General features: G+C 70.1%; 21 protein-coding genes and 1 pseudogene. 5 read left to right on the top strand and 17 right to left on the bottom strand.

Annotation, left to right across the window (positions count from 1 at the left end):
- The first annotated feature begins 131 nt into the window (after nucleotides 1-131).
- Nucleotides 132-545: a YgiW/YdeI family stress tolerance OB fold protein gene (locus ABIC63_RS00330; RefSeq protein WP_354318274.1), complete on the top strand. Its 414-nt coding sequence runs from the start codon at nucleotides 132-134 to the stop codon at nucleotides 543-545.
- On the opposite strand, the gene ABIC63_RS00325 is transcribed toward ABIC63_RS00330, so the two are convergent.
- Nucleotides 538-1,341 (bottom strand): alpha/beta fold hydrolase, encoded by an 804-nt coding sequence (locus ABIC63_RS00325; RefSeq protein WP_354318273.1) that lies wholly within the window; start codon nucleotides 1,339-1,341, stop codon nucleotides 538-540. The genes ABIC63_RS00330 and ABIC63_RS00325 overlap by 8 nt on opposite strands.
- A 1-nt stretch (nucleotide 1,342) precedes the next feature.
- Nucleotides 1,343-2,653 (bottom strand): O-acetylhomoserine aminocarboxypropyltransferase, encoded by a 1,311-nt coding sequence (locus ABIC63_RS00320; protein ID WP_354318272.1) that lies wholly within the window; start codon nucleotides 2,651-2,653, stop codon nucleotides 1,343-1,345.
- 159 nt (nucleotides 2,654-2,812) lie between these two features.
- Here ABIC63_RS00320 and ABIC63_RS00315 point away from each other — a divergent pair, with 159 nt between their 5' ends.
- A complete protein-coding gene (locus ABIC63_RS00315; RefSeq protein ID WP_354318271.1) occupies nucleotides 2,813-3,280 on the top strand; it encodes a CBS domain-containing protein in 468 nt (155 codons plus the stop codon).
- Nucleotides 3,281-3,362: 82 nt separating this feature from the next.
- Here ABIC63_RS00315 and ABIC63_RS00310 read toward each other — a convergent pair whose 3' ends face one another.
- A complete protein-coding gene (locus ABIC63_RS00310; protein ID WP_354318270.1) occupies nucleotides 3,363-4,589 on the bottom strand; it encodes a polyhydroxyalkanoate depolymerase in 1,227 nt (408 codons plus the stop codon).
- 117 nt (nucleotides 4,590-4,706) lie between these two features.
- Between ABIC63_RS00310 and ABIC63_RS00305 the strand changes: the two genes are divergently transcribed.
- Nucleotides 4,707-5,363 (top strand): glutathione S-transferase, encoded by a 657-nt coding sequence (locus ABIC63_RS00305; protein WP_234196590.1) that lies wholly within the window; start codon nucleotides 4,707-4,709, stop codon nucleotides 5,361-5,363.
- A 48-nt stretch (nucleotides 5,364-5,411) separates the two neighbouring features.
- Here the strand turns inward: ABIC63_RS00305 and mog are convergent, their stop codons facing one another.
- Entirely contained in the window at nucleotides 5,412-6,011 is a 600-nt protein-coding gene (gene mog / locus ABIC63_RS00300) for a molybdopterin adenylyltransferase (protein WP_294367491.1), read from the bottom strand.
- Entirely contained in the window at nucleotides 6,011-6,667 is a 657-nt protein-coding gene (gene yjgA, locus ABIC63_RS00295; protein WP_354318269.1) for a ribosome biogenesis factor YjgA, read from the bottom strand. The genes mog and yjgA overlap by 1 nt, the downstream gene beginning before the upstream one ends.
- 61 nt (nucleotides 6,668-6,728) lie before the next feature.
- On the opposite strand from yjgA, the gene pmbA reads away from it, so the two are divergent.
- Nucleotides 6,729-8,099, top strand: coding sequence for a metalloprotease PmbA (gene pmbA, locus ABIC63_RS00290; protein ID WP_354318268.1), 1,371 nt, complete (start codon nucleotides 6,729-6,731; stop codon nucleotides 8,097-8,099).
- Between the two features lie 4 nt (nucleotides 8,100-8,103).
- Here pmbA and ABIC63_RS00285 read toward each other — a convergent pair whose 3' ends face one another.
- Nucleotides 8,104-9,009 carry a LysR substrate-binding domain-containing protein gene (locus tag ABIC63_RS00285; RefSeq protein ID WP_354318267.1) on the bottom strand — a complete coding sequence of 302 codons (906 nt, stop codon included), beginning with the start codon at nucleotides 9,007-9,009 and terminating at the stop codon, nucleotides 8,104-8,106.
- A 213-nt stretch (nucleotides 9,010-9,222) separates the two neighbouring features.
- On the opposite strand from ABIC63_RS00285, the gene ABIC63_RS00280 reads away from it, so the two are divergent.
- The gene (locus tag ABIC63_RS00280) at nucleotides 9,223-9,981 is read left to right on the top strand and encodes a sulfite exporter TauE/SafE family protein (RefSeq protein WP_354318266.1); all 759 of its coding nucleotides are present in this window, start codon (nucleotides 9,223-9,225) and stop codon (nucleotides 9,979-9,981) included.
- A gap of 42 nt (nucleotides 9,982-10,023) precedes the next feature.
- Here ABIC63_RS00280 and ABIC63_RS00275 read toward each other — a convergent pair whose 3' ends face one another.
- The 11 genes and pseudogenes from ABIC63_RS00275 to ABIC63_RS00225 form a co-directional block, all read right to left on the bottom strand.
- Nucleotides 10,024-10,485: an NUDIX domain-containing protein gene (locus tag ABIC63_RS00275; protein WP_294367503.1), complete on the bottom strand. Its 462-nt coding sequence runs from the start codon at nucleotides 10,483-10,485 to the stop codon at nucleotides 10,024-10,026.
- A gap of 4 nt (nucleotides 10,486-10,489) precedes the next feature.
- The gene (locus tag ABIC63_RS00270; RefSeq protein ID WP_354318265.1) at nucleotides 10,490-10,936 is read right to left on the bottom strand and encodes a GatB/YqeY domain-containing protein; all 447 of its coding nucleotides are present in this window, start codon (nucleotides 10,934-10,936) and stop codon (nucleotides 10,490-10,492) included.
- A 149-nt stretch (nucleotides 10,937-11,085) separates the two neighbouring features.
- Nucleotides 11,086-11,298, bottom strand: coding sequence for a 30S ribosomal protein S21 (rpsU, locus tag ABIC63_RS00265; RefSeq protein WP_007833691.1), 213 nt, complete (start codon nucleotides 11,296-11,298; stop codon nucleotides 11,086-11,088).
- A 255-nt stretch (nucleotides 11,299-11,553) separates the two neighbouring features.
- Complete coding sequence (locus ABIC63_RS00260; protein WP_354318264.1) at nucleotides 11,554-12,774, bottom strand: BaiN/RdsA family NAD(P)/FAD-dependent oxidoreductase; 1,221 nt, start codon at nucleotides 12,772-12,774, stop codon at nucleotides 11,554-11,556.
- A 137-nt stretch (nucleotides 12,775-12,911) separates the two neighbouring features.
- Nucleotides 12,912-13,724, bottom strand: a complete 813-nt coding sequence (gene cobA, locus ABIC63_RS00255) for a uroporphyrinogen-III C-methyltransferase (RefSeq protein ID WP_354318263.1) — start codon at nucleotides 13,722-13,724, stop codon at nucleotides 12,912-12,914.
- Nucleotides 13,721-14,629 (bottom strand): DNA-binding protein YbiB, encoded by a 909-nt coding sequence (gene ybiB / locus ABIC63_RS00250; protein ID WP_354318262.1) that lies wholly within the window; start codon nucleotides 14,627-14,629, stop codon nucleotides 13,721-13,723. Before ybiB ends, cobA begins: the two co-directional genes overlap by 4 nt.
- Before the next feature lie 47 nt (nucleotides 14,630-14,676).
- A complete protein-coding gene (locus tag ABIC63_RS00245; RefSeq protein WP_354318261.1) occupies nucleotides 14,677-17,514 on the bottom strand; it encodes a nitrate reductase in 2,838 nt (945 codons plus the stop codon).
- Between the two features lie 7 nt (nucleotides 17,515-17,521).
- Nucleotides 17,522-18,724, bottom strand: a pseudogene (locus ABIC63_RS00240) (NAD(P)/FAD-dependent oxidoreductase); the annotation flags it as partial.
- 38 nt (nucleotides 18,725-18,762) lie between these two features.
- Nucleotides 18,763-19,593 carry an ABC transporter ATP-binding protein gene (locus ABIC63_RS00235; RefSeq protein ID WP_354318260.1) on the bottom strand — a complete coding sequence of 277 codons (831 nt, stop codon included), beginning with the start codon at nucleotides 19,591-19,593 and terminating at the stop codon, nucleotides 18,763-18,765.
- A complete protein-coding gene (ntrB, locus tag ABIC63_RS00230; RefSeq protein ID WP_294367516.1) occupies nucleotides 19,590-20,525 on the bottom strand; it encodes a nitrate ABC transporter permease in 936 nt (311 codons plus the stop codon). The genes ABIC63_RS00235 and ntrB overlap by 4 nt, the downstream gene beginning before the upstream one ends.
- Before the next feature lie 34 nt (nucleotides 20,526-20,559).
- Nucleotides 20,560-21,807: a CmpA/NrtA family ABC transporter substrate-binding protein gene (locus ABIC63_RS00225; RefSeq protein WP_294367519.1), complete on the bottom strand. Its 1,248-nt coding sequence runs from the start codon at nucleotides 21,805-21,807 to the stop codon at nucleotides 20,560-20,562.
- Nucleotides 21,808-22,148: the final 341 nt, after the last annotated feature.

The raw sequence follows: 22,148 nt of genomic DNA, 5'->3' as shown, positions 1-22,148 counted from the left end.
GCCATCAGTTGGCCTTCATCTTCGGGCCGCCCAATGGCTTCACTGGCCCGGGATTCCGGGCACAGCCTTCGTCCCGTCGGATTCGTCCAGCCGAACCGGCTTCGTCCCACCCTCTTCAGGAGCCTTGCACCATGCGTTCTTCCATCCTCGCCTCGACCCTCGCCCTCTCGCTGCTGGCCGCCGGTACGGCCGGCGCCGCAGGCAGTGCCGCCTCCGCACAGAGCGCCGCGCCGACCCCGGTGGCCGCAGCGACCGGCGGCTACAGCGGCCCCAGCACCGTGCCCGTCAGCACCGTGCGCCAGTTGCTCGACAGCGGCCGTGACGACCAGCAGGTGCGGCTGCAGGGCCGCATCGTGTCGCACGATGGTGGCGAGAACTACACCTTCGCCGACGACACCGGCCGCATCCGCGTGGAAATCGAGCCACAGCACTTCCCGGCCGGCCGCACGCTCAGCGCCGATCAGCGCGTGGAACTGCACGGCGAATTCGAGAAGGGCCTGCGTACCACCGAGGTGGAGGTCGAGCGCCTGATCGTCCTCAACTGAGGAAGTCGCGCAGCGCGAACAGCACCGCGTCGGGCGCCTCGCTCATCAGGGCATGGCCGGCCTTCACCGTCACCACGCGGGCCCCCGGCGCCTTGTTGCGCAGCGCCTTGGTGGCGCGCGGCGGTGTCATCTGGTCGGCGCCGCCCAGCAGGAAGAGCACCGGGCAGCGTACCTTCTCCATCGCCGCCTCACCGCCCGCATAGTCGTTACAGGCCTTGAAGCCGGTGTGGAAGACGTTGACGGCCGTGTTGCTCGCCAGCACCCGCCGCATCAGCGCCCGCGAACCGCCCATCAGCCAGGTGCCCGGTCCGAGCGAGGAGGGCGGCGGCGCCAACATGGAATGCGAGAACACGTTGACCATGTCGATGGCCTTCTGCGGCGCGTTCAGCGAACTCTCCAGCAGCGCTGGCGACACCACCATCGGATAGGCCGTGCCCACCAGTGCCAGATGCGTGATGCGATCCGGCGCCCGCGCCGCCGCCTCCAGGGCGATCAGCGAGCCGAAGCTGTGGCCCACCAGCGCGGCGCGCCCCACGCCAGCGGCATCGAGCAGCGCGAGCACGAAGTCGGCCGCCGCCTCCACCGAGGCGGGCGGCGCGCCCTCACTCCGGCAGTGGCCGGGAAGGTCCACCGCCAGCACGTTCCAGCCGTGGTGCGCGAACCAGCGGCTCTGCAGGATCCACACGCTGTGGTCGTTGAGCACACCGTGGATGAAGACGACGGTGGGCCTGGCGGCGTCGAAGGGCTTGCCGCCGGTATAGGCATAGGCGCGGTGGCCGTTGACCTGCAATTCCATCTCAGGCTCCCGCTTTCTCGGCAGCCTTGAGGGCGCGCTTGAGGTCGTCGATCAGGTCGTCCGCATCCTCCAGACCGATCGACAGGCGGATCGTCCCCTGGCCGATGCCGGCGCCTGCCAGCGCCTCGTCGCTCATGCGGAAGTGCGTGGTGCTGGCCGGATGGATCACCAGCGAGCGGCAGTCGCCCACGTTGGCCAGGTGGCTGAACAGCCGCAGCGCCTCGATGAAGGCCTTGCCCTGCGCCCGGCTGCCCTTGATGTCGAAGCTGAACACCGCCCCCGCGCCGCGCGCGCCGCCGCGCAACAGCCGGCTGGCCAGTGCATGGCTGGGGTGCGATTCCAGCAGCGGATGCCCCACGCGCGAGACGAAGGGGTGGCTGGCCAGGAACTGCACGACGCGCTCGGTGTTGGCCACGTGGCGCTCCATGCGCAGCGGCAGCGTCTCGATGCCCTGCAGGATCAGCCATGCCGTGTGCGGGCTCATGGCCGCGCCGAAGTCCCGCAGGCCTTCGCGGCGCGCGCGCAGCAGGAAGGCGCCCACAGTGCTCTCCTCGCTGAACACCATGCCGTGGAAGCCGTCGTAGCCCTGCGTCAGCTCCGGGAAGCGGCCGGAGGCCTCCCAGTCGAAGCTGCCGCCGTCGACCAGCACGCCGCCGATCACCGTGCCGTGGCCCGACAGGAACTTGGTGGCGGAGTGGTAGACCAGGTCCGCGCCCCAGTCGAAGGGCTTGATGAGGTAGGGCGAGGTGAGCGTCGAATCGACCAGCAGCGGCACCCTGGCCTCTCGTGCGATCTGGGCGATGGTGGGGATGTCCAGCACGTCCAGGCCGGGATTGCCGACGGTCTCGCCGAAGAGCAGCTTCGTCTCGGGGCGGATGGCGGCGCGCCAGCCGTCGATGTCGCCGGGCTTGACGAAGGTGGTCTCGATGCCGAAGCGGCGCATCGTGTAGTGCAGAAGGTTCTGCGAGCCGCCATAGAGCGCCGTGCTGGCCACGATGTGCGAGCCCGCGCCCATCAGCGTGGCCACGGCCAGGTGCAGTGCGGCCTGGCCGCTGGCGGTCGCGATGGCGCCGATGCCGCCTTCGAGCGCCGCCACCCGTTGCTCCAGCACCGCATTGGTCGGGTTGCTGATGCGGCTGTAGACGTGGCCCGCGCGCTCCAGGTTGAACAGCGCCGCCGCATGGTCGCTGGACTCGAAGACGAAGGAGGTCGTCAGGTGGATGGGCACCGCGCGGGCGCCGGTGGCCGGGTCGGGCGCCGCGCCGGCATGCAGCGCCAGGGTGTCGAAGCCGGGGTCGGAATAGCCGCTCATGGCTGGGCTCCGAGCATGGGGCGTGCGCAAAGGCGAGGTATCAAGCGTGTCTCCTTGTCAGTGCCTGCGGGCTGGCCCTGAGAAAAGTGTCGAGGCCGGGCGCCAGTTGCAAGGGATTGTGGGCTATATTTTCAGGACGGTTTCTTGAGGAGCATCCCGATGAAAGTCAGCGACATCCTGCGCGTGAAGGGCAACACGCTCTACACGATCGGCCCCGACGATCCGCTGGCCGAGGCGGTGGGCGTCATGGCAGACAAGGACATCGGCTCGCTGGTGGTCATGTCCCATGGTGACCTGGTGGGCATGCTCACCTTCCGCGAGGTGATCCTGCAGATCCAGCGCAACGGCGGCGCCATCGGCGACACCCGGGTGCGCACGGCCATGGACGATGCGCCGCTGACCTGCACCAACGGGACCGACCTCGACGAGGTCCGCCGCATGATGCTGGAGCGCCATGCCCGCTACATGCCGGTGATGGACAAGCGGATGCTGATGGGCGTGATCAGCTTCTACGACGTGGCGAAGGCCGTGGTGGACAGCCAGAACTTCGAGAACAAGATGCTCAAGGCCTACATCCGCGACTGGCCTGCGGAAGAAGAGAACGCGCAGAACCGGCCCTCGCTCTGAGGCGAGGCAGCGACAAGACAAGCCGCGTCGCCTGCTGGGGCACGCGGCTTTTTTACGGCCGTGTGGAGGCGACAGAAGGACGTCACCCCAGTTCAGCGGCTTGATGGATTGTTTCGCGCACCCGCGGATAGATCTGCGCATTCCACTTGCTGCCGCTGAACACGCCGTAATGGCCCACGCCCGCCTGCAGGTGGTGCGCCTTCAGGTAGGGCCGGATGCTGCTGCAGAGGTCCTGCGCGGCCACCGTCTGGCCCACGGCGCAGATGTCGTCGCGCTCGCCTTCCACGGTGAGCAGGGCGGTGCGGCGGATGGCCCGCGGATCGACCCGCCGGCCGGCCACGGTCAGCTCGCCGCGCGGCAGGTCGTAGGTCTGGAAGACCCGCTCGACCGTCTCCAGGTAGAACTCGGCCGGCAGGTCGTTGACCGCGAAATACTCCTCGTAGAAGGTGCGGATGGCCTGGGCCTTGTCCATTTCGCCCTCGACAAGATGGGCATAGAGGCGGCGGAACTGCTCCTTGTGCCGCTCCATGTTCATGCTCATGAACGCTGACAGCTGCACGAAGCCCGGGTACACCCGGCGCATGAAGCCGGCATGCGGCAGTGGCACATGGCTGATCAGGTTGCGCTCGAACCAGTCGATGGGCCGCTCCGTGGCCAGGCGGTTGACCTGCGTCGGGTTGATGCGGCAATCCACCGGCCCGGCCATCAGCGTCAGGCTGCGCGGGGCGGCGGGGTCGTCGTCCTCGGCCATCAGTGCGGTGGCGGCCAGGGCGGCCACGCAAGGTTGGCACACCGCCACCAGGTGCACGCCAGGCCCGACCGCGCGCAGGAAGTCCATCAGCTGCAGCGTGTACTCGTCCAGGCCGAAGCGGCCATGGGCCAGCGACACATCGCGCGCGTTGTGCCAGTCGGTGATGTAGACGTCGTGGTCGCGCAGCAGGGTGCGCACCGTTTCGCGCAGCAGGGTGGCGAAATGGCCCGACAACGGTGCGGCCAGCAGCACGGGGGGCTCCGCTGGTGCATCGGCCGGCCGCAATTTGCGAAAGCGCAGCAATGTGCCGAAAGGGGCCTGGAGGGCCTTTTCCTCGACCACGGGCACGGCCTCGCCGTTGATCGTCACCTCGCGGATGCCGTAGTCGGGGCGCTGGTGGGTGAGCTTGAGCCGGTCGAAGACGTCCATCGCCGCCGACAGGCGCCGGGGAATGGTGCGCTCGTTGCCGGCGGCAAAGAGGGCATGTCCGAAGAAGTGCGACAGCTGCCGCAGCGGCGACAGCAGGTCGGCCTGCATTTGATAGGCCTGGTACAGCATGCCCCGGTCAAGGCAAGTTGCGGGCCAAGCCGGTGCACAGGCCGGCTGCGGCCCATGCACTGTTCTGGCACAGGCTTTGCACTGCTGCCGGTGGAGTCACCGACTGGAGCATTCGACATGGCCAAGGCCGTTCTCACCATCAGCAGCAAGAACTACGGCGCGTGGGCCCTCCGCGGGTGGCTGATGTGCAGGCTGGCGGGTCTGGATTTCGTCGAGAAGGTCATCCCGCCCGACGATCCGGCCATGAAGGCGGAGATGCTGTTGCTGTCCTCGTCCATGCTCGTGCCCTCGTTGGAGCATCGGGGCATCCGGGTGTGGGACACCATGGCCATCGGCGAGTACCTGCACGAGAACTTCCCCAAGGCCGGCCTGCTGCCAACCGATGCAGCCGCCCGCGCCCACTGCCGGGCGATCTGCGGCGAGATGCATTCGGGCTTCTCAGCCCTGCGCGGCGCCTTGCCCATGAACATCAAGGCCCGCTTCAAGGACTTCAAGGTGTGGTCGCGCGCACAGGCCGACATCGACCGCATCGTGGCGATCTGGCGCGAATGCCTGTCGACCTATGGCGGCCCCTTCCTCTTCGGCGATCGGCCGGGCCTGGCCGATGCGATGTATGCGCCGGTGGTGACGCGCTTTCGCAGCTACGGCGTGGCGCTGGACGACCTGTGCGCGTCCTACAGCCAGCAGGTGCTGGAACTGCCGGCCATGCGCGAATGGATGGCCGCGGCCCTGCAGGAGCCCGAAGAGATCGACGAGCTCGACGCGGAGTTCTGAGCGCGTGCCGGCGCCTGGCGTGGCCAGGCGGGCAGGGAAGAAAAGTGCTCAGTCGCGGGCCGGCCGAATCGCCGACTTGGGCCGGAATGCCTTACAGACGTCGTCGTGCGTTTCGAGGTAGGGCCCGCCGATCAGGTCGATGCAGTAGGGCACGGCCGCGAAGATGCCGGGCACGATCTGGCTGCCATCGGCCGCCTTGAGGCCCTCCAGCGTCTCGGCGATGGACTTGGGCTGGCCGGGCAGGTTGATGATCAGGCTGCGATCGCGGATCACCGCCACCTGGCGCGACAGGATCGCCGTGGGCACGAAACGCAGGCCGATCTGCCGCATCTGTTCGCCGAATCCGGGCATCTCCTTGTGCGCGACGGCCAGCGTGGCCTCGGGCGTGACGTCGCGCAGGGCGGGGCCGGTGCCGCCAGTGGTCAGCACCAGGCTGCAGCCGGCATCCACCAGCTCGACCAGCGCGGCGCTGATGCGCTCGGCCTCGTCAGGAATCAGCCGCGGCTCGAAGGCGATGGGGTTCTTGAGCGCCCGCGTCAGCCAGTCCTGCAGCGCGGGCAGGCCCTTGTCCTCGTAGACGCCGCTGCTGGCGCGGTCGCTGACCGAGACGATGCCGATCCTGACCGGCGCGAAATCGGCGCCGTCCATCAGGCGTCTTCCTCGCGCGACTGGGCCGCGGCCTGGTCGGCATGGTCGTCGTCCCCATGCACCGACAGTTGCTCGCGGATGCGCTGGAACAGCTCGCGGAAGGCCTTGCCCTGGCGGGGCGCCTCGCCGGGCTTGCCGGCCTGGTGGTCCTTGCGGGCTTGGCGCACCAGGGCCCGCATCTGCTGGGCGTCCGTGCCCGGGTGCGTCTCGATCCAGGCGCCCAGGGCATCGTCGTCGGCCAGCAGGCGCTCGCGCCATTGCTCGGCCTCGTGCAGCATGGCGGTGGCATGGGCGGGGCCGCGGGCCTGCTCGTCGAGGGCGGTGCGCACGGCCTCCAGCGTCTCGGGGTCCAGCTTGCGCATCAGCTTGCCTACGAACTGCGACTGCCGCCGGCGGCCTTCGAAGTTGGTGATGCGGCCGAGTTCCTTGAGGGCTTCGATGAGCTGATCGGGCAGTCGCAGGCGCTCGCGGGCTTCGCCGCGCAGCGTGAGCAGGGCCTCGCCCAGCGCCTGCACTTCGGCGCTTTCGCGCTTGAGGTCGGTCTTGCTGGTCTCGATGCCGCCCTTGAGCTCGCGCTTGTATTCGATGTCGAGTTCGCTGCCTTCGGCGACGAACTGGCCACGGACGAAGTAGCCTTTTTTGGGTTTGCGGGGCATGGCGGGGGAATTGGGTGCGCCGCCCGGCCATCGGGGGCGCGTCGCTATCATTGTCCCTCACATGAGCACCACCACTTCGCGCGCGGAAAGCGGCTTCGCCTACAGCCGAGATTACTTCGAGAACCTGGTCGACACCGCCCTGGCGCATGCCAAGAAGCTGGGTGCCACCGACGCCGGCGCCGAGGCGTCCGAAGGCTGCGGACTGAGCGTCTCGGTGCGCAAGGGTCAGCTCGAGAACGTGGAGCGCAACCGCGACAAGTCGCTGGGCGTCACCGTCTACGTGGGGAACCGGCGCGGCAATGCCAGCACCTCCGACTTCTCGGAAGCGGCCATCCGCGAGACGGTGCAGGCGGCGTACGACATCGCCCGCTTCACGGCCGAGGACCCGGTCGGCGGCCTGCCCGACGAGGCGGACATCGCCAAGGACCATCCGGAACTGGACCTCTTCCATCCCTGGGCCATCGACAGCGAAGGTGCTGCCAAGCTGGCCCTGGAGTGCGAGGCAGCGGCCCTGTCGACCGACCGCCGCATCACCAACAGCGAAGGCGCGGGTGTGTCGGCCCAGCAAAGCCACTTCTTCAGCGCGCACACGCATGGCTTCCGCGGCGGCTATGCCAGCTCGCGCCATTCGATCTCGGTCGCGCCCATCGCCGGCCGCGGCGACGACATGCAGCGCGACGCCTGGTACAGCTCCATGCGATCGGCGGATGAGCTGGCCTCGCCGCAGGCCGTGGGTCGCTATGCGGCCGAGCGGGCCCTGAGCCGGCTGAAGTCGCGCAAGATCAAGACCACCGAGTGCCCGGTGCTGTTCGAGTCGCCCCTGGCCGCCGGCCTGCTGGGTGGGCTGGTGCAGGCCGTCAGTGGCGGATCGCTGTACCGGCGCAGCACCTTCCTGCTCGACTCGCTGGGCAAGGATGTGCTGCCCTCGCACATCGACGTGACGGAAGACCCCCACATCCGCCGCGGCAAGGGCAGCGCGCCCTTCGATGACGAGGGTGTGATCACCCGCGCGCGCACCGTGGTCGACGCCGGACGGCTGGAGGGCTACTTCCTGTCGACCTATTCGGCCCGCAAGCTGGGCATGAAGACCACGGGCAATGCCGGTGGCTCGCACAACCTGACGCTGCGCTCGCGCCTGACCGACCCGGCCGACGACCTGGACGCCATGCTGCGCAAGCTGGGCACCGGCCTGTTCGTCATCGAGCTGATGGGCCAGGGCGTCAACTACGTCACCGGCGACTATTCGCGCGGCGCGAGCGGCTTCTGGGTCGAGAACGGGCAGATCGCGTTCCCGGTGCAGGAGATCACCATCGCCGGCAACCTCAAGTCGATGCTGATGGGCATCCAGGCCGTGGGGGCCGACGCCTACAACTACGGCGCCAAGACGGTCGGGTCGATGCTGATCGACCGCATGAAGGTGGCCGGGGCCTGAGGGTTCAGGCGCTGCGCGCCGCCTCCGGCAGGGCCGTGAGGTGCGCGAGTAGCGTGCGCGTCTGAGGCGACAGCGTCGCCTCGTCGCGCACGCAGGCCCGCAGTTGGCGGCCTGCCCATTCATCTGCCAAGGGCACCCGCGCCAGTGCCATGGTGCGCGCGCACCGCGCTGCCGCCGTGTGCGGCACCACCCCGGCGCCGATGCCCTGCGCTGCCATGCGGCACACCGCGTCGAAACTGCGCACCCGCGCCCGGTAGCGCGACGGCAGCCCGGCTGCACGGATCTGGCGGCTGATGTGTTCCTGCAGCGGATTGCCGGCGGCCAATCCCACCCATTCCGCATCGCCCAGTTCGGCGAGCGTTACGCGGCGTCGACGGGCCAGCGCATGGCCGCGCGGCAGCACCAGCACCAGGTCGTCGCGGCGGAAGGCGTGGTCTTCCAGGCCGCCGAAGTCGGCGAGCTGCGAGGCAATGCCAATGTCCGCGAGGCCGGCGCGCACCGCATCCGCTACGTCGGCGCTGGCGCGTTCGTCCAGGTCCACCGAGACCTGCGGATGCGCCGCCAGGAAGTCGGCCAGGGGACCCGGCAGGTGCTCCATCAGCGCGGCGGTGTTGGCCAGCAGGCGCACGCGGCTGCGCAGGCCCTGGCCGTGCTCGGCCATCTCGCCATACAGGCACTGCATCTGCGCCAGCACTGTGCGGGCATGGTGCAGCAACGTGCGGCCCGCCTCGGTGGGTGTCACGCCCGCCGCATGGCGATGCAGCAGCGGGCCGCCCAGCGCCTGCTCCGTGCCGCGCACCCGCTGGCTGGCGGAGGCCAGCGTCATGGGGGCTCGGTCGGCGCCGCGGGTGAGGCTGCCGGCCTCGACCACGTGGACGAAGAGGCGCAGGTCGGTCAGGTCGAATCGCATGGGGCACAAGTTAGCACGCGAGGGCGGCCGCGGGGGTGGCCGGCGGCCGCCCTCAGGCATGGCCATAGGGGGCTGCGTTTCTTCCGCATTGGCGGGGAGCGGCCGGGGCGGCCAGACTTCGGGCCTTCACCCACTGCGTCGCCCTTGCCGACCCTCACGCCATGGCCCGTCCTTGCCACCCGCCGACTGCTGCATCGACCGGCCACGTGCGCCATGTCGGCTGAGCTGTCCTCGGGCCCATTCTGGGCGCTGACCGCCGGCGTCTTCGTGCTCGCCGGGGCCGTGAAGGGGCTGCTCGGCCTGGGCCTGCCCACGCTGTCGATGGCCCTGCTCGCGCTCTGGATGCCGCCGGCCCAGGCGGCGGCGCTGCTGGTGCTGCCATCGCTGGTGACCAATCTCTGGCAGGCCGGACCCTGGCGCGAGGCCTTGGCGCTGCTGCGCTGCACGATGGGTCTGCAGGTCGGCATGGCTGCAGGCACGCTGGGCGGACTGGCGGTTTGGGGCCCGCCTTCGGGTCGCAGCGGCGTGCTGCTGCTGGGGCTGGCGCTGATGGCCTATGCCGCCTGGGGCCTCGCCGGCCGTGGGGCGAGCTTGACGCCTGCGCAGGCGCGCTGGATGGGGCCGGCGGCCGGCTTGTTCACCGGCGTTCTGACAGCGCTCACCGGCGTGTTCGTGTTGCCCGTGGTGCCCTATCTGCAGGGCCTGGGGCTGCCGCGGGCCGCGTTGATGCGGGCGATGGGCCTGTCTTTCAGCACCTGCACACTGGCGCTGGGCATCGGGCTGGCGGGCAATGCGGACGGCGTGCCGGCCGCGTCGTGGTGGCCTTCGCTGGCCTTGCTGGTGCCGGCCTGGCTCGGCATGGCGCTGGGGCGGCGTCTGCAGGCGCGCCTGCCGTTGCCGGTGTTCCGGCGCTGCTTCTTCGCCGGGCTCGCGCTGCTGGGCGGATGGATGGTGCTGCGCGGGGCCGTCTGAGCGGATGCGGACTGGGCGCAGGCCCCGAACGGCGGCGCGCGTTCAGGCCCGCAGCGCCTGCCAGACCCGCTCGATGGCCTGCCGGTAGGGCAGGGTAAAGCCGTCCAGCGGCTCCTGCGGCGTGAGCCAGCGGAAGTCGAACACCAGACCGTCCTCTTCCGGGCTTCCGTGGGCGGTGTGTTCGAAGCGCTCGGGCAGCGGCGCGTCGATGCGCAGCAGGAACAGATGCCACAGCTGCTCGTGCGTGTGGTCGTTGCCCTCGTGGCCTGCGGCGCAATGGCGCAGCAGCGTGCCCAGAGGCTGGAGCGGGCCGTCGAAGCGCAGGCCGGATTCCTCCAGCAGTTCGCGGCGGACGGCTTCTTCGGGTGACTCGCCGGGCTCGATGGTGCCCTTGACCAGTTGCATGCCGCGGTCCCCCGGATGGTGGAAGACCAGCAGCCGGCCGCGCGCGTCCACCACGCAGGCGCAGGCCTTGCCGATGGGGGCGACGGCCGGCGTGTCCATGCAATCAGCCGGCGAGTGCGGCCTTGACCGCGGCACTGACCTGGCCCATCTCGGCCTTGCCCGCCAGGCGCTGCTTGGCGGCGCCCATCACCTTGCCCATGTCGCCGGGCCCGCTGGCGCCCAGCTCGGCCACGATGGCCTTGACCTCGGCGGCGATTTCGTCGGCGCCCAGGCGCTGGGGCAGGTAGGCCTCGAGCACGGCGACCTCGGCGGCTTCCTTGTCGGCCAGTTCGGTGCGGCCGGCCTGGGTGAAGGCGGTGATGGAGTCCTTGCGCTGCTTGATCATCTTGTCGATGACGCCGACCACGGCGGCATCGTCCAGCTCGATGCGCTCGTCCACTTCCTTCTGCTTCATCGCGGCCAGCAGCAGGCGGATGGTGCCCAGGCGCTCGGCTTCCTTGGCGCGCATGGCGGTCTTCATGTCTTCGGTGATGCGGGCCTTGAGGCTCATGGTGCGTCCTTGCTGGGTGAAGAAGAGGGAGTGGGAAAAAGACGAAAGCCGCGGCAGGTTTCCCCGGCGCGGCTTGCTTGGTGCGCGACCGGCGGCGTCGAGGACGTGCCGGTGTTGCCTGCAGATCGATCAGTACAGCTTCTTGGCGATCAGTACAGCTTCTTGGGCAGCTGCATGCTGCGCACGCGCTTGTAGTGGCGCTTGACGGCCGCGGCCTTCTTGCGCTTGCGCTCGGCGGTCGGCTTTTCGTAGAACTCGCGGGCGCGCAGGTCGGTCAGCAGGCCGAGCTTTTCGATGGTGCGCTTGAAGCGGCGCAGCGCGACGTCGAAGGGCTCGTTTTCTTTAACGCGGATGGTGGTCATTGATTCAAAGAGATGTTGAATGTGACCAGGGAAGATCGAGGCCCCCGGCCGGTGGTCCTCAACTCGAAAGATTTGCGGCCCGCTGAGGGGTAGGCCAAAGTTAGCCGGCTAATGTAGCAGATTTGGGAGCGCCGCTCAAGCTGCCTCGGGTGCTTGGCGGCGCGTGCCTGGCGCGATGCCGGAGACGATGGGGCTGAGGCGCCGTATCCCCGGCACCCCGCGTCGTCGTGCTGCGCCAGCGGTGGCCCGGCGCGCTCAGCCGGCCTGCAGCGCCTGCGCGCAGGCGTGGGCGCTGGCCCAGGCCCACTGGAAGTTGTAGCCGCCCAGCCAGCCGGTCACGTCCACCGTCTCGCCGATGAAGAAGAGGCCGGCCTGGCGCGCGGCTTCCAGGGTCTGCGAGGACAGCTCGCGCGTGTCCACGCCGCCGGCCGTGACCTCGGCCTTCTTGTAGCCCTCGGTGCCGTCGGGCACCAGCGACCAGCGGCTGATGCGCTCGGCCAAGCGGGCCAGTGACTTGTCGGCCGCCTCGTTGATGGGCCGCTGCAGGCCCGGGTCCTCGCCGGTCCAGGCATCGGCCAGTCGCGAGGGCACCAGCGTCGCCAGTTCGTTCGCCACCCGCTTGCGCGAATCGCGCTTCGCCTCGGTCAGGCGGGCCTGCACGTCGGTGCCCGGTGCGAAGTCCAGCGTCAGCGGCGTGCCGGGCTGCCAGTAGCTGGAGATCTGCAGGATGGCCGGCCCCGAAAGCCCGCGGTGGGTGAACAGCAGGTCCTCGTCGAAGCGCATCCGCGCCTTGCCGCTGCCGGTGCTGATGGCGACCGGCAGCGCCAGGCCGGCGAGTTGCGCATAGGGCGCCCAGGCCTGGCCGCCGAAGGTCAGCGGCACCAGCGCGGGCCGCGGGGCGATGGTCCGCAGGCCGAACTGCGCCGCGATGCGCCAGCCGAATTCGGTGGCGCCGATCTGCGGGATGGCCAAGCCGCCCGTGGCGATGACCAGTTGTGGCGCCTCCACCGGCCCCCGTGCGGTCTGCAGCCAGTAGCGGCCAGCCCCGGCGTCGAAGGCGACCGACTGCACGGCGCAGGGCTGCCAGCGTTCGACCCGGCCGTCGGCGCATTCGGCCAGCAGCAGATCGATGATCTGCTGCGAGGGCCCGTCGCAGAAGAGCTGGCCCTTGTGCTTCTCGTGCCAGGCGATGCCGTGGCGGTCCACCAGCGCGATGAAGTCGGCGGGCGTGTAGCGGGCCAGGGCCGAGCGGCAGAAATGCGGGTTCTCGCCCAGGTAATGGCGCTGCGGCGCGCGCGGGTCGAGTTCGCGGTTGGTGAAGTTGCAGCGGCCACCGCCGGAGACGCGGATCTTCTCGGCCACGCGCTCGGCATGGTCGATGAGCAGCACGCGCAGGCCGCGCTGGCCGGCCTGCGCCGCGCAGAAGAGGCCGGCGGCACCGGCGCCGATGACGATGGCGTCGAAGTTGGAGGACATGGGGCGCGCAGTATCCGTTGCCCGGCGGGGCTGCAAGTTGCTGAGGTCGGCGTCGCCCGGCGCGAAGTCGGCCGCGCAGGTCCTCATCGATGCCGGCCGAGGCTGACCTCTGCCGGAGCGGCGCGGAACGCTTCGGTTCAGGTCCCGAAGCGTGACGAGGCCGTGTCGCCGACCGCCACCATGCCGCGCAGCACATCCCCCACCACGATGATCGACGGGCTGCCCAGGCCACTGTGCGCCAGGTCGGCGGCCAGCGTGCCCAGCGTGCTGCCCATCTGACGCTGCTGGGGCAGGCTGGCGTGTTGAACCACCGCCACCGGCGTGGCGGCCGGCAGGCCGCCGGCCAGTAACTGCTGCTGGATGTGGGCCGCGCCGGCCACGCCCATGTAGATGACCAGCGTCAGGCGTGCATCCCGGGCCGTGGCGGCCAGGGCGGCCCAGTCGGTGCTGTCGTGGCGCGCGGCGTCGACCGCGCCGGTCTTGGCATGGCCGGTGACGAACACCACGCCCGCCGCATGGTCGCGGTGGGTCAGGGGCACGCCCAGCGCCGTCACCGCGGCCAGGCCGGCGGTGATGCCGTTGACCACCTCGCAGGCGATGCCGGCCTCGCGCAGGTGCTCGACCTCCTCCCCGCCGCGGCCGAAGACGAAGGGATCGCCGCCCTTGAGGCGCACCACGGTCTCGCCTTCCTGCACGGCGGTGATCATCAGCTTCTCGATGAAGGCCTGCGGCGTGCTCTTGCAGCCGCCGCGCTTGCCGACGTGCACGATGCGCGCGTCGGGCCGGGCCCACTGCAGGATCTCGTCGTTGACCAGGTCGTCCACCAGCAGCACGGTCGCGGCCTGGATGGCCTTCACGGCCTTGAGGGTGAGCAGTTCCGGATCGCCCGGGCCAGCACCGACGAGGGTGCAGCGGCCAAGGGGGCGGGAGGCGTTCGTGGGCGTGTTCATGCGTGGGCGGCCAGCTGGCGGATGTGCGCGACCTGGGCGGCGATCGCATCGGGAAGGGGCAATTCGCCCGCCAGCACGCGGCGGGTGTAGGCGGCGGTGGCGACGGCGTCGAGTTCGGCCGGCAGGCCGGGGATCTCGGCCAGTGTGCCGGGCTGCTGCGTCTGCAGCGCCTGGCGCTGGCCGCGCACGAAACCTTCGACGTGCAGGGTGCGGCGCGGATCCACCACCACCTCGCCTTCGAGGCCGCGCGAGAGCATGGCTGTCATGCCCAGCAACTCGAACAGCTCGGTCATCACCGTGCCGAAGGCGGGATGGGTGTAGCTGCCCACCACCACCGCCGGGCCGGCCACCGGCTGCATCAGCTTGACCACGCTGTGGCCCGCGTTGCGCAGGCCGACCACGCGGCGCACTTCCAGCAGGCGCTTGAGGCCGCCGTGCAGCAGGCCGGTGTCGACCACGGCGATCTGGCCGGTGTCCAGCGGCGTCAGCGTCGTCGCTTCGGCATGGCCCAGTTCGGCCAGCACCTCGGCGGCCGTGACCCGGCTGCTTTCGGTGCGGCTGCCGTGCACCAGCACCGGCAGGCCTTCGCGGGCCAGCAGCAGCGCCAGCAGGGGCGTGAGCACGGGCAGCCGGCGCGCGCCGTTGTAGCTGGGTAGCACGACCACCGGGCCGGCCAGGCTCTGCAGGCAGGCCAGCCGCGCATGGGTGGCGTCGAGAAAGCCGGCCATCTCCTGCGTGGTCTCGCCCTTGACGCGCATGGCCAGGCAGAACGCACCGATCTCCAGGTCGGTGACGCTGCCGTCCAGCACTTGGCCGAAGAGGTCCGCCGCCTGTTCGCGGGCGAGGGGCTTCGCACCGCGGGCGCCGCGGCCGATGTCCTTGATGTAGTGCGCAATGCTTCCCATGGGTGTCCGGATTGTCCCGCAGCGCTTATGCCGGAATGCGAGGGCGCTTATGCCGCCTGGCGATGCAGGCGCACCGGCGTCTCGCGCACCATGCGGCGCAGTTCGGGCACGCAGGAGCCGCAGTGGGTGCCGCAGCGCAGCGCCTGTTGCAGGCTGGCCAGGCGCTCGCCCTCGCTGCCGTCGCAGGCCGCCAGGTGCTCGCCGATGGTCTGCTCGGCCACGCCGAAGCAGTTGCACACGGTCTTGCCGCGCGACACCACCGCCACCGGCGCCGTCGCCTGGTACGACAGCAGGCGACGGCCGAAGGCCTGAGCCGGCAGCCGGTCCTGGATCAGCGTCTTGAGCCAGCCCTCGGCGCGGGTGTCGCCAGCCAGCAGCACGGCGCGCACATGGGCGATTTCACCGTCGCGCTGCAGCCGCACGGCGCGGCGGTGGCCGCGGGCCGGGTCGGCGTAGCGCAGGGCCTGACCGTCGCCCAGGCCGAGCAGGGCCTCGATGCGGTCGACCAGCGCGGCGGGCGGTGGCCTGTCGGCTGCGGCGCGCAGCAGCACTCCGCCTTCGCCGCCACCGGCACCTTCGTCGCCGAAGGGCACGCAGCTGACGAAGCGCAGGTCGCGGGCCGCTTCGCGCAGCGCCTGCCGCACGGCCAGGGCCCGGTCGGCCGGCAGCCAGGCGATGCCCAGCAGCGTCCAGGGCAGGGCCAGGCGGCGGATGCGCACGGCCGCGTGCTTGAGTTCGGGCTGCTTGGAGGTGGGGCAGAAGGTGGGCGTCGTCAGGCCGTTGACGCCGGTCATCTCCCGGCCCTGCGGGTCCCGGCCGCCGAGGAACTCCTCGCCCCAGTGCATCGCGAGGAAGGTCTGCGCCGGCGCCAGCGTGGCATCGGGCTGCACCGGCAGCACCGCGCTGCCGCGGCGGGAGCTGACCTCGACCAGGTCGCCGGCCGCCAGGCCTTCGCGGGCCATGTCCTGCGGGGCCATCTGCAGCGCCGGCTCGGCCACATGGCCGAACAGCCGGCCGAGCGTGCCGGTGCGGCTCATGCCGTGCCACTGGTCGCGCAGGCGGCCGGTGTTGAGTGCATAGGGCCAGTCGGCGTCGCGTGCCTCGGCCAGCGGGCGCCAGGGCTCGGGGCTGAAGCGGGCGCGGCCGTCGGGCGTGGCGAAGACGCCGTCCTGGTACAGGCGCGCCGTGCCGGCCGCTTGCCCTTCCGGCATGGGCCACTGCTGCGGGCCGAGTTCGTCCAGCAGGGCGTAGGAAAGGCCGGTGATGTCCAGGTCGCGGCCACGGGTGGTGGCGCGGTGCTCGTTCCAGACCTGCTCGGGCGTGTCGTAGGCGGTGAGGGCGTGCGTGGCGGGTGCCAGTGCCTGCAGGGCCAGCCGCGACTGCAGCCGCCGGCCGAAGTCGGCCGCGATGGCCCAGTCGTGGCGCGCCTCGCCGGGCGCCGCGACGGCGGGCCGCACGCGCGAGATGCGCCGCTCGCTGTTGGTGACCGTGCCGTCCTTCTCGCCCCAGGTGGTGGCGGGCAGCAGCAGGTCGGCGAAGGCAACCGTGGCGGTGGTGGCGAAGGCTTCCTGCAGCACGACGAATTCGCAGCGCTCCAGCGCCCGACGCACCAGCGCCTGGTCGGGCATGGACTGGGCGGGGTTGGTGCAGGCGATCCACAGCGCGCGCACCCGGCCTTCGGCGGCGGCACGGAACATCTCGATGGCGCTCAGGCCCGGCGTGGCCGGGATGGTCGGAACGCCCCAGAAGGCGGCCACCTCGGCCCGGTGATCGGCGTTGGCCATGTCGCGGTGCGCGGGCAGCAGGTTCGACAGGCCGCCCACCTCGCGGCCGCCCATGGCATTGGGCTGGCCGGTCAGCGAGAAGGGGCCGGCACCCGGTTGGCCGATCTGGCCCGTGGCAAGGTGCAGATTGATGAGCGCCGCGTTCTTGTCCGTGCCGTGCGAGGACTGGTTCAGTCCCATGCAATACAGGCTGAGCGTGGGCGCACGGCGCGCCGCATCGCCGGTGCCGCCGGTGGCGAACAGGCGCGCGGCTTCCACGATGTCGGCAATGGGCAGGCCACAGATCTCGCTCACGCGCTCGGGGGTGCAGTCCTGCACCGTTGCGCGCAGCGCCTCTAAGCCATGGGTGTGGGCGTCGATGAAGGCGGCGTCGGTCCAGCCTTCGCGCAGCATCACATGCAGCAGGCCGTGGAAGAGCATGACGTCGCTGCCCGGTTGCAGCGCCAGGTGCAGGTCGGCGATCTCGCAGGTGTCGGTGCGGCGCGGGTCGACCACCACGATCTTCATGGCCGGGTTGGCGCGCTTCGCTTCTTCGATGCGGCGGAAGAAGATGGGATGCGCCCATGCCGTGTTGCTGCCGGCGATGAACAGGCAGCCGGCGTCCTTCACGTCGTCGTAGCAGGCAGGCGGAGCGTCGGCGCCCAGTGTCCTCTTGTAGCCGGCCACGGCGCTGCTCATGCACAGGCGCGAGTTGGTGTCGAGGTTGTTGGTGCCGATGAGGCCCTTGGCCAGCTTGTTGAAGACGTAGTAGTCCTCGGTGAGCAGCTGGCCCGACAGGTAGAAGCCGACGGCATCCGGGCCGTCCTCGGCGATCACGCGCGCGAAGCGATCGGCGGCGAGGTCCAGCGCCTCGTTCCAGCCGATGGCGTGGGGCGCTTTGCCGCGCGCGGGTCGCAGCGCCGGTGCCAGCAGCCGCGTCTGCTGCGCGATGGCGGGCGAGGCCGTCAGGTGCAGCGTGCTGCCCTTGGTGCACAGGCGGCCGAAGTTGGCAGGGTGGGACGGGTCGCCGCGCACGCCGGTGATGCGGTCGCCTTCGGTCTGGATGAGCACACCACAGCCCACGCCGCAGTACGGACAGGTGGAGCGCGTTTCCTCAGCCATGCGCCGGCTCCCCGAAGATCAACTGCTCGCGCAACTCCGCCACGCTGCGGCCTTCGCGCAGCAGGTCCAGGTACCAGCCGCCGCCCTCGGCATCGCCGTAGAGGCAGGCGCCGACCAGCCGCTCGTCCTTGAGCACCAGCTTGCGGTAGACACCGCCTTCGGGGTCGCGCAGCACCAGCATCTCAGTGCCTTCGCCGCCCATGAAGTCGCCGGCCGACAGCAGTTCGACACCCGTCACTTTGAGCTTGGCCGAGACGGTGCTGCCCTCGTAGCGGCCGATGCCCATCTGCGCCAGGTGGTTGGCCGCCACGCGGCCCTGCTCGAACAGCGGCGCAACCAGGCCGTAGGCCACGCCGCGGTGCTGGGCGCATTCGCCCACGGCGTAGATGCGGCCGTCGGTCACGGTCTGCAGCGTGTCGCTGACCACGATGCCGCGCTCGCAATACAGCCGCATCTGCTGCGCCAGCGCGATGTGCGGCCGGATGCCGATGGCCATCACCACCAGGTCCGCGGGCAGCTCGCTGCCGTCCGTGAGGCGCACCGCGCGCACGCGGCCCTGGCCGTCGTCCAGCAGCGCCTCGGTCTGCGCGCCCAGGCGGAAGTTCAGGCCTTGTTGTGTTTCCAGCGTCTGGCGTAGCAGCGTGGCGGCCTCGGCGTCGAGCTGGCGCTCCATCAGCCACTCGTTGCGGTGCACCACGGTGACGGCCATGCCGCGACGGGCCAGGCCGCTGGCGGCTTCCAGGCCTAGCACGCCGCCGCCGACGACCACGGCATGGCGGTGCGTGCGGGCGGCCTCGATCATGGCCTCGGTGTCGGCGATGTCGCGGTGGGCGAGCACGCCGCGCAGGCCGGCGCCCGGCACCGGCAGCACCACGGGCTGCGAGCCGGTGGCCAGCAGCAGCCGGTCGTAGGCGGCCTCGGTGCCGTCGTCGGCGCGCACGATGCGGCGGGCGCGGTCCACCTGCGTGACGGTGCGGCCCGCATGCAGGGTGATGCCCTGCTCGCGGTACCAGTCCCAGTCGTTCAGCACGATGTCCTGCAGGCTGCGCTCGCCGGCCAGCACCGGCGACAGCAGGATGCGGTTGTAGTGCGGATGCGGCTCGGCACCGAACACCGTGATGTCGTAGAGCCCCGGCGCGATGGCCAGCAGCTCCTGCACCGTGCGCATGCCGGCCATGCCGTTGCCGATCACCACCAGTTTCTGCCGCATCCTTGTCTCCTGCGTGCCGTGTTCCTGCGTGGCCGCCCTCAGGCGGCCTGCTTCTCCACGTGGCCTTGCCGGGTGTAGAGGAAGTCGATCACCGCCTTGCGGTAGTGCACGTAGTCGCGGTCCTCGGCCAGTTCCACGCGATTGCGCGGGCGGGGCAGGTCCACCGCCAGCACCTCGCCGATGGTGGCGGCCGGGCCGTTGGTCATCATCACGATCTTGTCGGACAGCAGCACGGCTTCGTCCACGTCGTGCGTGACCATCACCACGGTGCTGTGCGTCTTCTGCACGATGGCCAGCAGCTCGTCCTGCAGCTTGGCGCGCGTCAGGGCGTCGAGCGCGCCGAAGGGCTCGTCCATCAGCAGCACCTTGGGTTCCATGGCCAGGGCGCGGGCGATGCCCACGCGTTGCTTCATGCCGCCGGAGATCTCGCCGGGCCGCTTGTGCGTGGCCGCCGTCAGGCCCACCAGCGCGAGGGCATCGGTGGTGCGCTGGCGCAGCTGGGCCTTGGACTCGGTGCCGCCGAAGACACGCTCCACGCCCAGGTGGATGTTCTCGAAGCAGGTCAGCCAGGGCAGCAGCGAATGGTTCTGGAAAACCACCGCACGCTCGGGGCCGGGGCCGGCGATCTCCTTGTTGGCGCACAGCAGCGCGCCCTGCGTGGGCCGGGTGAGGCCGGCGATGAGGTTCAGCAGCGTGCTCTTGCCGCAGCCGGAGTGGCCGATCAGCGCCACGAACTCGCCCTTGGCGACGGTCAGGTCGATGTCGCGCAGCGCGACGAAGCGGCCCTTGGGCGTCTTGAAGGCCTGCTCGACGCCCTGGATCTGGATGAACTTGGCATCGGCAGCGGAGTTGGAAACGGCGGTGTTCACGACTTGACCTCTTCGAAGGTGAATGCGGTGGCGAGCTTGACCAGGGCCATCTCCAGCAGCAGGCCCACGATGCCGATCACGAAGATGGCGATGATGATGTTCTTGACGTTGAGGTTGTTCCACTCGTCCCAGACCCAGAAGCCGATGCCCACGCCGCCGGTCAGCATCTCGGCCGCCACGATCACCAGCCAGGCGGTGCCCACGGCCAGGCGCACGCCGGTGAGCATGTAGGGCAGCACGGCGGGGAAGAGGATGCGGGTGAGGATCTTCCATTCCGACAGGTCCAGCACGCGGGCCACGTTCATGTAGTCCTGCGGCACGCGCTGCACGCCCACGGCGGTGTTGATGACCATCGGCCAGATCGAGCAGATGAAGATGGTCCAGATGGCGGCCGGGTTGGCGCCCTTGAAGACCAGCAGGCCGATGGGCAGCCAGGCCAGCGGCGACACCGGGCGCAGCAGGCTGATCAGCGGGTTGAACATGCGCGCCAGGAACACCGAGCGGCCGACGGCGAAGCCCGCCGGAATGCCCACCAGCGCCGCCAGGCCGAAGCCCACCGCCACGCGCTGCAGCGAAGCCAGCACGTTCCAGCCCACGCCCTGGTCGTTGGGGCCGTTGCTGTAGAAGGGGTCGGCGAAGACCTGCACCGCCTGCTTCCAGGTCTCGGCCGGGCCCGGAAAGCTGCCGCCGCTGCGCGCGGCCACCAGCTCCCACACCAGCAGCAGCAGGCCAAAGCCCAGCAGCGGCGGGACGATGCGCAGCCACAAGCCGCTGAAGTCGCGCGAGGCACGCGCCGCCTTGGCCGGCTGGGCGGGCGCCGCCGGCACATCGGGCGCAGACACCACGGTCAGCGGCTTGGCCGGCACATGCACGGACGGGGACGGGGCCGCGATGTCGGCCTCGCGCGGAAGATGGAAGACGGCGGCAACCATGGTGATGGGCTCCTGGTGGATGGAGGGTGCGGCCTCAGGCGCGGACCTTGAACGAATCGGCGTACTTGGCCGGCTCCTTGCCGTCCCACACCACGCCGTCGATGAGCTTGCTGCTGCGCATCGGGCTGGCGGGCACCGGCGTCTTGGTGGCGGCGGCGGCCTGCTTGTAGATGTCGATGCGGTTGATCTCGGTGGCCACCTTCAGGTAGTCCGGATGCTCCTTGAGCAGGCCCCAGCGCTTGTGCTGGGTGAGGAACCACATGCCGTCGGACAGGTAGGGGAAGTTCACCGCGCCGTCGTTGTAGAACTTCATGTAGTTCGGGTCGTCCCAGGTCTTGCCCAGGCCGTTCTGGTAGCGGCCCAGGATGCGCTGGTTGATGGCGTCCACGCTGGTGTTGACGTAGCTCTTCTCGGCGATGGTCTCGGCCATCTTGTTCTTGTTCGAGAGGCCGCCGTCGATCCACTTGCCGGCCTCCAGGATGGCGGCCGTCACGGCGCGGGCCGTGTTGGGGTACTTCTTGACGAAGTCGGCCGAGGTGCCCAGCACCTTCTCGGGGTGGTCCTTCCAGATGTCCTGCGTGGTCACGGCGGTGATGCCGATGCCGTCCATGATGGCCCGGTGGCCCCAGGGCTCGCCCACACAGAAGCCGTCCATGTTGCCCACGCGCATGTTGGCCACCATCTGCGGCGGCGGCACCACGATGGACTTGGCGTCCTTCATCGGGTTGATGCCGTTGGCCGCCAGCCAGTAGTACAGCCACATGGCATGGGTGCCGGTGGGGAAGGTCTGGGCGAAGGTGTATTCGCGCTTGTCGGTGGCCATCAGCTTGGCGAGCGAAGCGCCGTCCACCGCGCCCTTGTCGGCCAGCTTTTTCGACAGCGTGATGGCCTGGCCGTTGTTGTTGAGGGTCATGAGCACGGCCATGTCCTTCTTGGGGCCGCCGATGCCGAGGTGCACGCCGTAGATCAGGCCGTAGAGCACGTGGGCGAAGTCCAGATCGCCATTGACCAGCTTGTCGCGCACGCCGGCCCAACTGGCTTCCTTGCTGGGGACGATCTTCACGCCGTACTTCTTGTCGATGCCCAGCACCGAGGCCATGACGACGCTCGCGCAATCGGTCAGCGGGATGAAGCCGATCTTCACCTCCTCCTTCTCGGGTTTGTCAGAGCCCTGGGCCCAGACGCAGGCGCGCAGGGCAGGATCGATGGTCAGGGCGCTGGCAGCGGCGGCCTGCAGCACGCGGCGGCGGCTCAGCGGGGCGGGGCGGTTGGCGTCGGTCATGGGCGGACTCCGGGGCAAGAAGGGCAGCGAAGGGGAAAAACAAAAAGGCGTCCTCGCCGCGCCGGCTCCATCGCATGCGGTGCATGCCATGGAGCCAGCGGGAGAGGACGCCTTTGTCCTGTGTCCGGCCTGCCTTGCCCGCCTTTGGGCGCCGCCTGCCGGACGACCGTTTCCGGTCTGTGGTCAGGACTACGCAAGCGGTGTGCCAGGATGGGCTGATGGGCGGTCCAAGGTGGCTTCGTCAGAGGGAGAAGGGCCGGACAGGGCTTGCCGAGCCCACTGCTGCAGGCGTCCCCGGGCGACCGTCATGCGCCACGGACGTGCGCCGCGGATTGCTGCTG

The organism is Pseudacidovorax sp. 1753 (assembly GCF_040544975.1).
GTDB lineage: Bacteria > Pseudomonadota > Gammaproteobacteria > Burkholderiales > Burkholderiaceae_C > Xenophilus.
This window is presented reverse-complemented; position numbering and strand designations above follow the sequence as displayed.

What these genes read in the sequence shown, in the direction of transcription:
- ABIC63_RS00310 (WP_354318270.1), bottom strand. Translation starts at nt 4,589, where the DNA reads ATGCTGTACCAGGCCTATCAAATGCAGGCCGACCTGCTGTCGCCGCTG.
- ABIC63_RS00260 (WP_354318264.1), bottom strand. Translation starts at nt 12,774, where the DNA reads ATGTCCTCCAACTTCGACGCCATCGTCATCGGCGCCGGTGCCGCCGGC.
- ABIC63_RS00225 (WP_294367519.1), bottom strand. Translation starts at nt 21,807, where the DNA reads ATGACCGACGCCAACCGCCCCGCCCCGCTGAGCCGCCGCCGCGTGCTG.
- pmbA (WP_354318268.1), top strand. Translation starts at nt 6,729, where the DNA reads ATGAGCACCACCACTTCGCGCGCGGAAAGCGGCTTCGCCTACAGCCGA.
- ybiB (WP_354318262.1), bottom strand. Translation starts at nt 14,629, where the DNA reads ATGGGAAGCATTGCGCACTACATCAAGGACATCGGCCGCGGCGCCCGC.
- ABIC63_RS00280 (WP_354318266.1), top strand. Translation starts at nt 9,223, where the DNA reads ATGTCGGCTGAGCTGTCCTCGGGCCCATTCTGGGCGCTGACCGCCGGC.
- ABIC63_RS00305 (WP_234196590.1), top strand. Translation starts at nt 4,707, where the DNA reads ATGGCCAAGGCCGTTCTCACCATCAGCAGCAAGAACTACGGCGCGTGG.
- ABIC63_RS00320 (WP_354318272.1), bottom strand. Translation starts at nt 2,653, where the DNA reads ATGAGCGGCTATTCCGACCCCGGCTTCGACACCCTGGCGCTGCATGCC.
- ABIC63_RS00275 (WP_294367503.1), bottom strand. Translation starts at nt 10,485, where the DNA reads ATGGACACGCCGGCCGTCGCCCCCATCGGCAAGGCCTGCGCCTGCGTG.
- ABIC63_RS00270 (WP_354318265.1), bottom strand. Translation starts at nt 10,936, where the DNA reads ATGAGCCTCAAGGCCCGCATCACCGAAGACATGAAGACCGCCATGCGC.
- ntrB (WP_294367516.1), bottom strand. Translation starts at nt 20,525, where the DNA reads ATGGTTGCCGCCGTCTTCCATCTTCCGCGCGAGGCCGACATCGCGGCC.
- ABIC63_RS00285 (WP_354318267.1), bottom strand. Translation starts at nt 9,009, where the DNA reads ATGCGATTCGACCTGACCGACCTGCGCCTCTTCGTCCACGTGGTCGAG.
- rpsU (WP_007833691.1), bottom strand. Translation starts at nt 11,298, where the DNA reads ATGACCACCATCCGCGTTAAAGAAAACGAGCCCTTCGACGTCGCGCTG.
- yjgA (WP_354318269.1), bottom strand. Translation starts at nt 6,667, where the DNA reads ATGCCCCGCAAACCCAAAAAAGGCTACTTCGTCCGTGGCCAGTTCGTC.
- ABIC63_RS00325 (WP_354318273.1), bottom strand. Translation starts at nt 1,341, where the DNA reads ATGGAATTGCAGGTCAACGGCCACCGCGCCTATGCCTATACCGGCGGC.
- mog (WP_294367491.1), bottom strand. Translation starts at nt 6,011, where the DNA reads ATGGACGGCGCCGATTTCGCGCCGGTCAGGATCGGCATCGTCTCGGTC.
- cobA (WP_354318263.1), bottom strand. Translation starts at nt 13,724, where the DNA reads ATGAACACGCCCACGAACGCCTCCCGCCCCCTTGGCCGCTGCACCCTC.
- ABIC63_RS00245 (WP_354318261.1), bottom strand. Translation starts at nt 17,514, where the DNA reads ATGGCTGAGGAAACGCGCTCCACCTGTCCGTACTGCGGCGTGGGCTGT.
- ABIC63_RS00315 (WP_354318271.1), top strand. Translation starts at nt 2,813, where the DNA reads ATGAAAGTCAGCGACATCCTGCGCGTGAAGGGCAACACGCTCTACACG.
- ABIC63_RS00330 (WP_354318274.1), top strand. Translation starts at nt 132, where the DNA reads ATGCGTTCTTCCATCCTCGCCTCGACCCTCGCCCTCTCGCTGCTGGCC.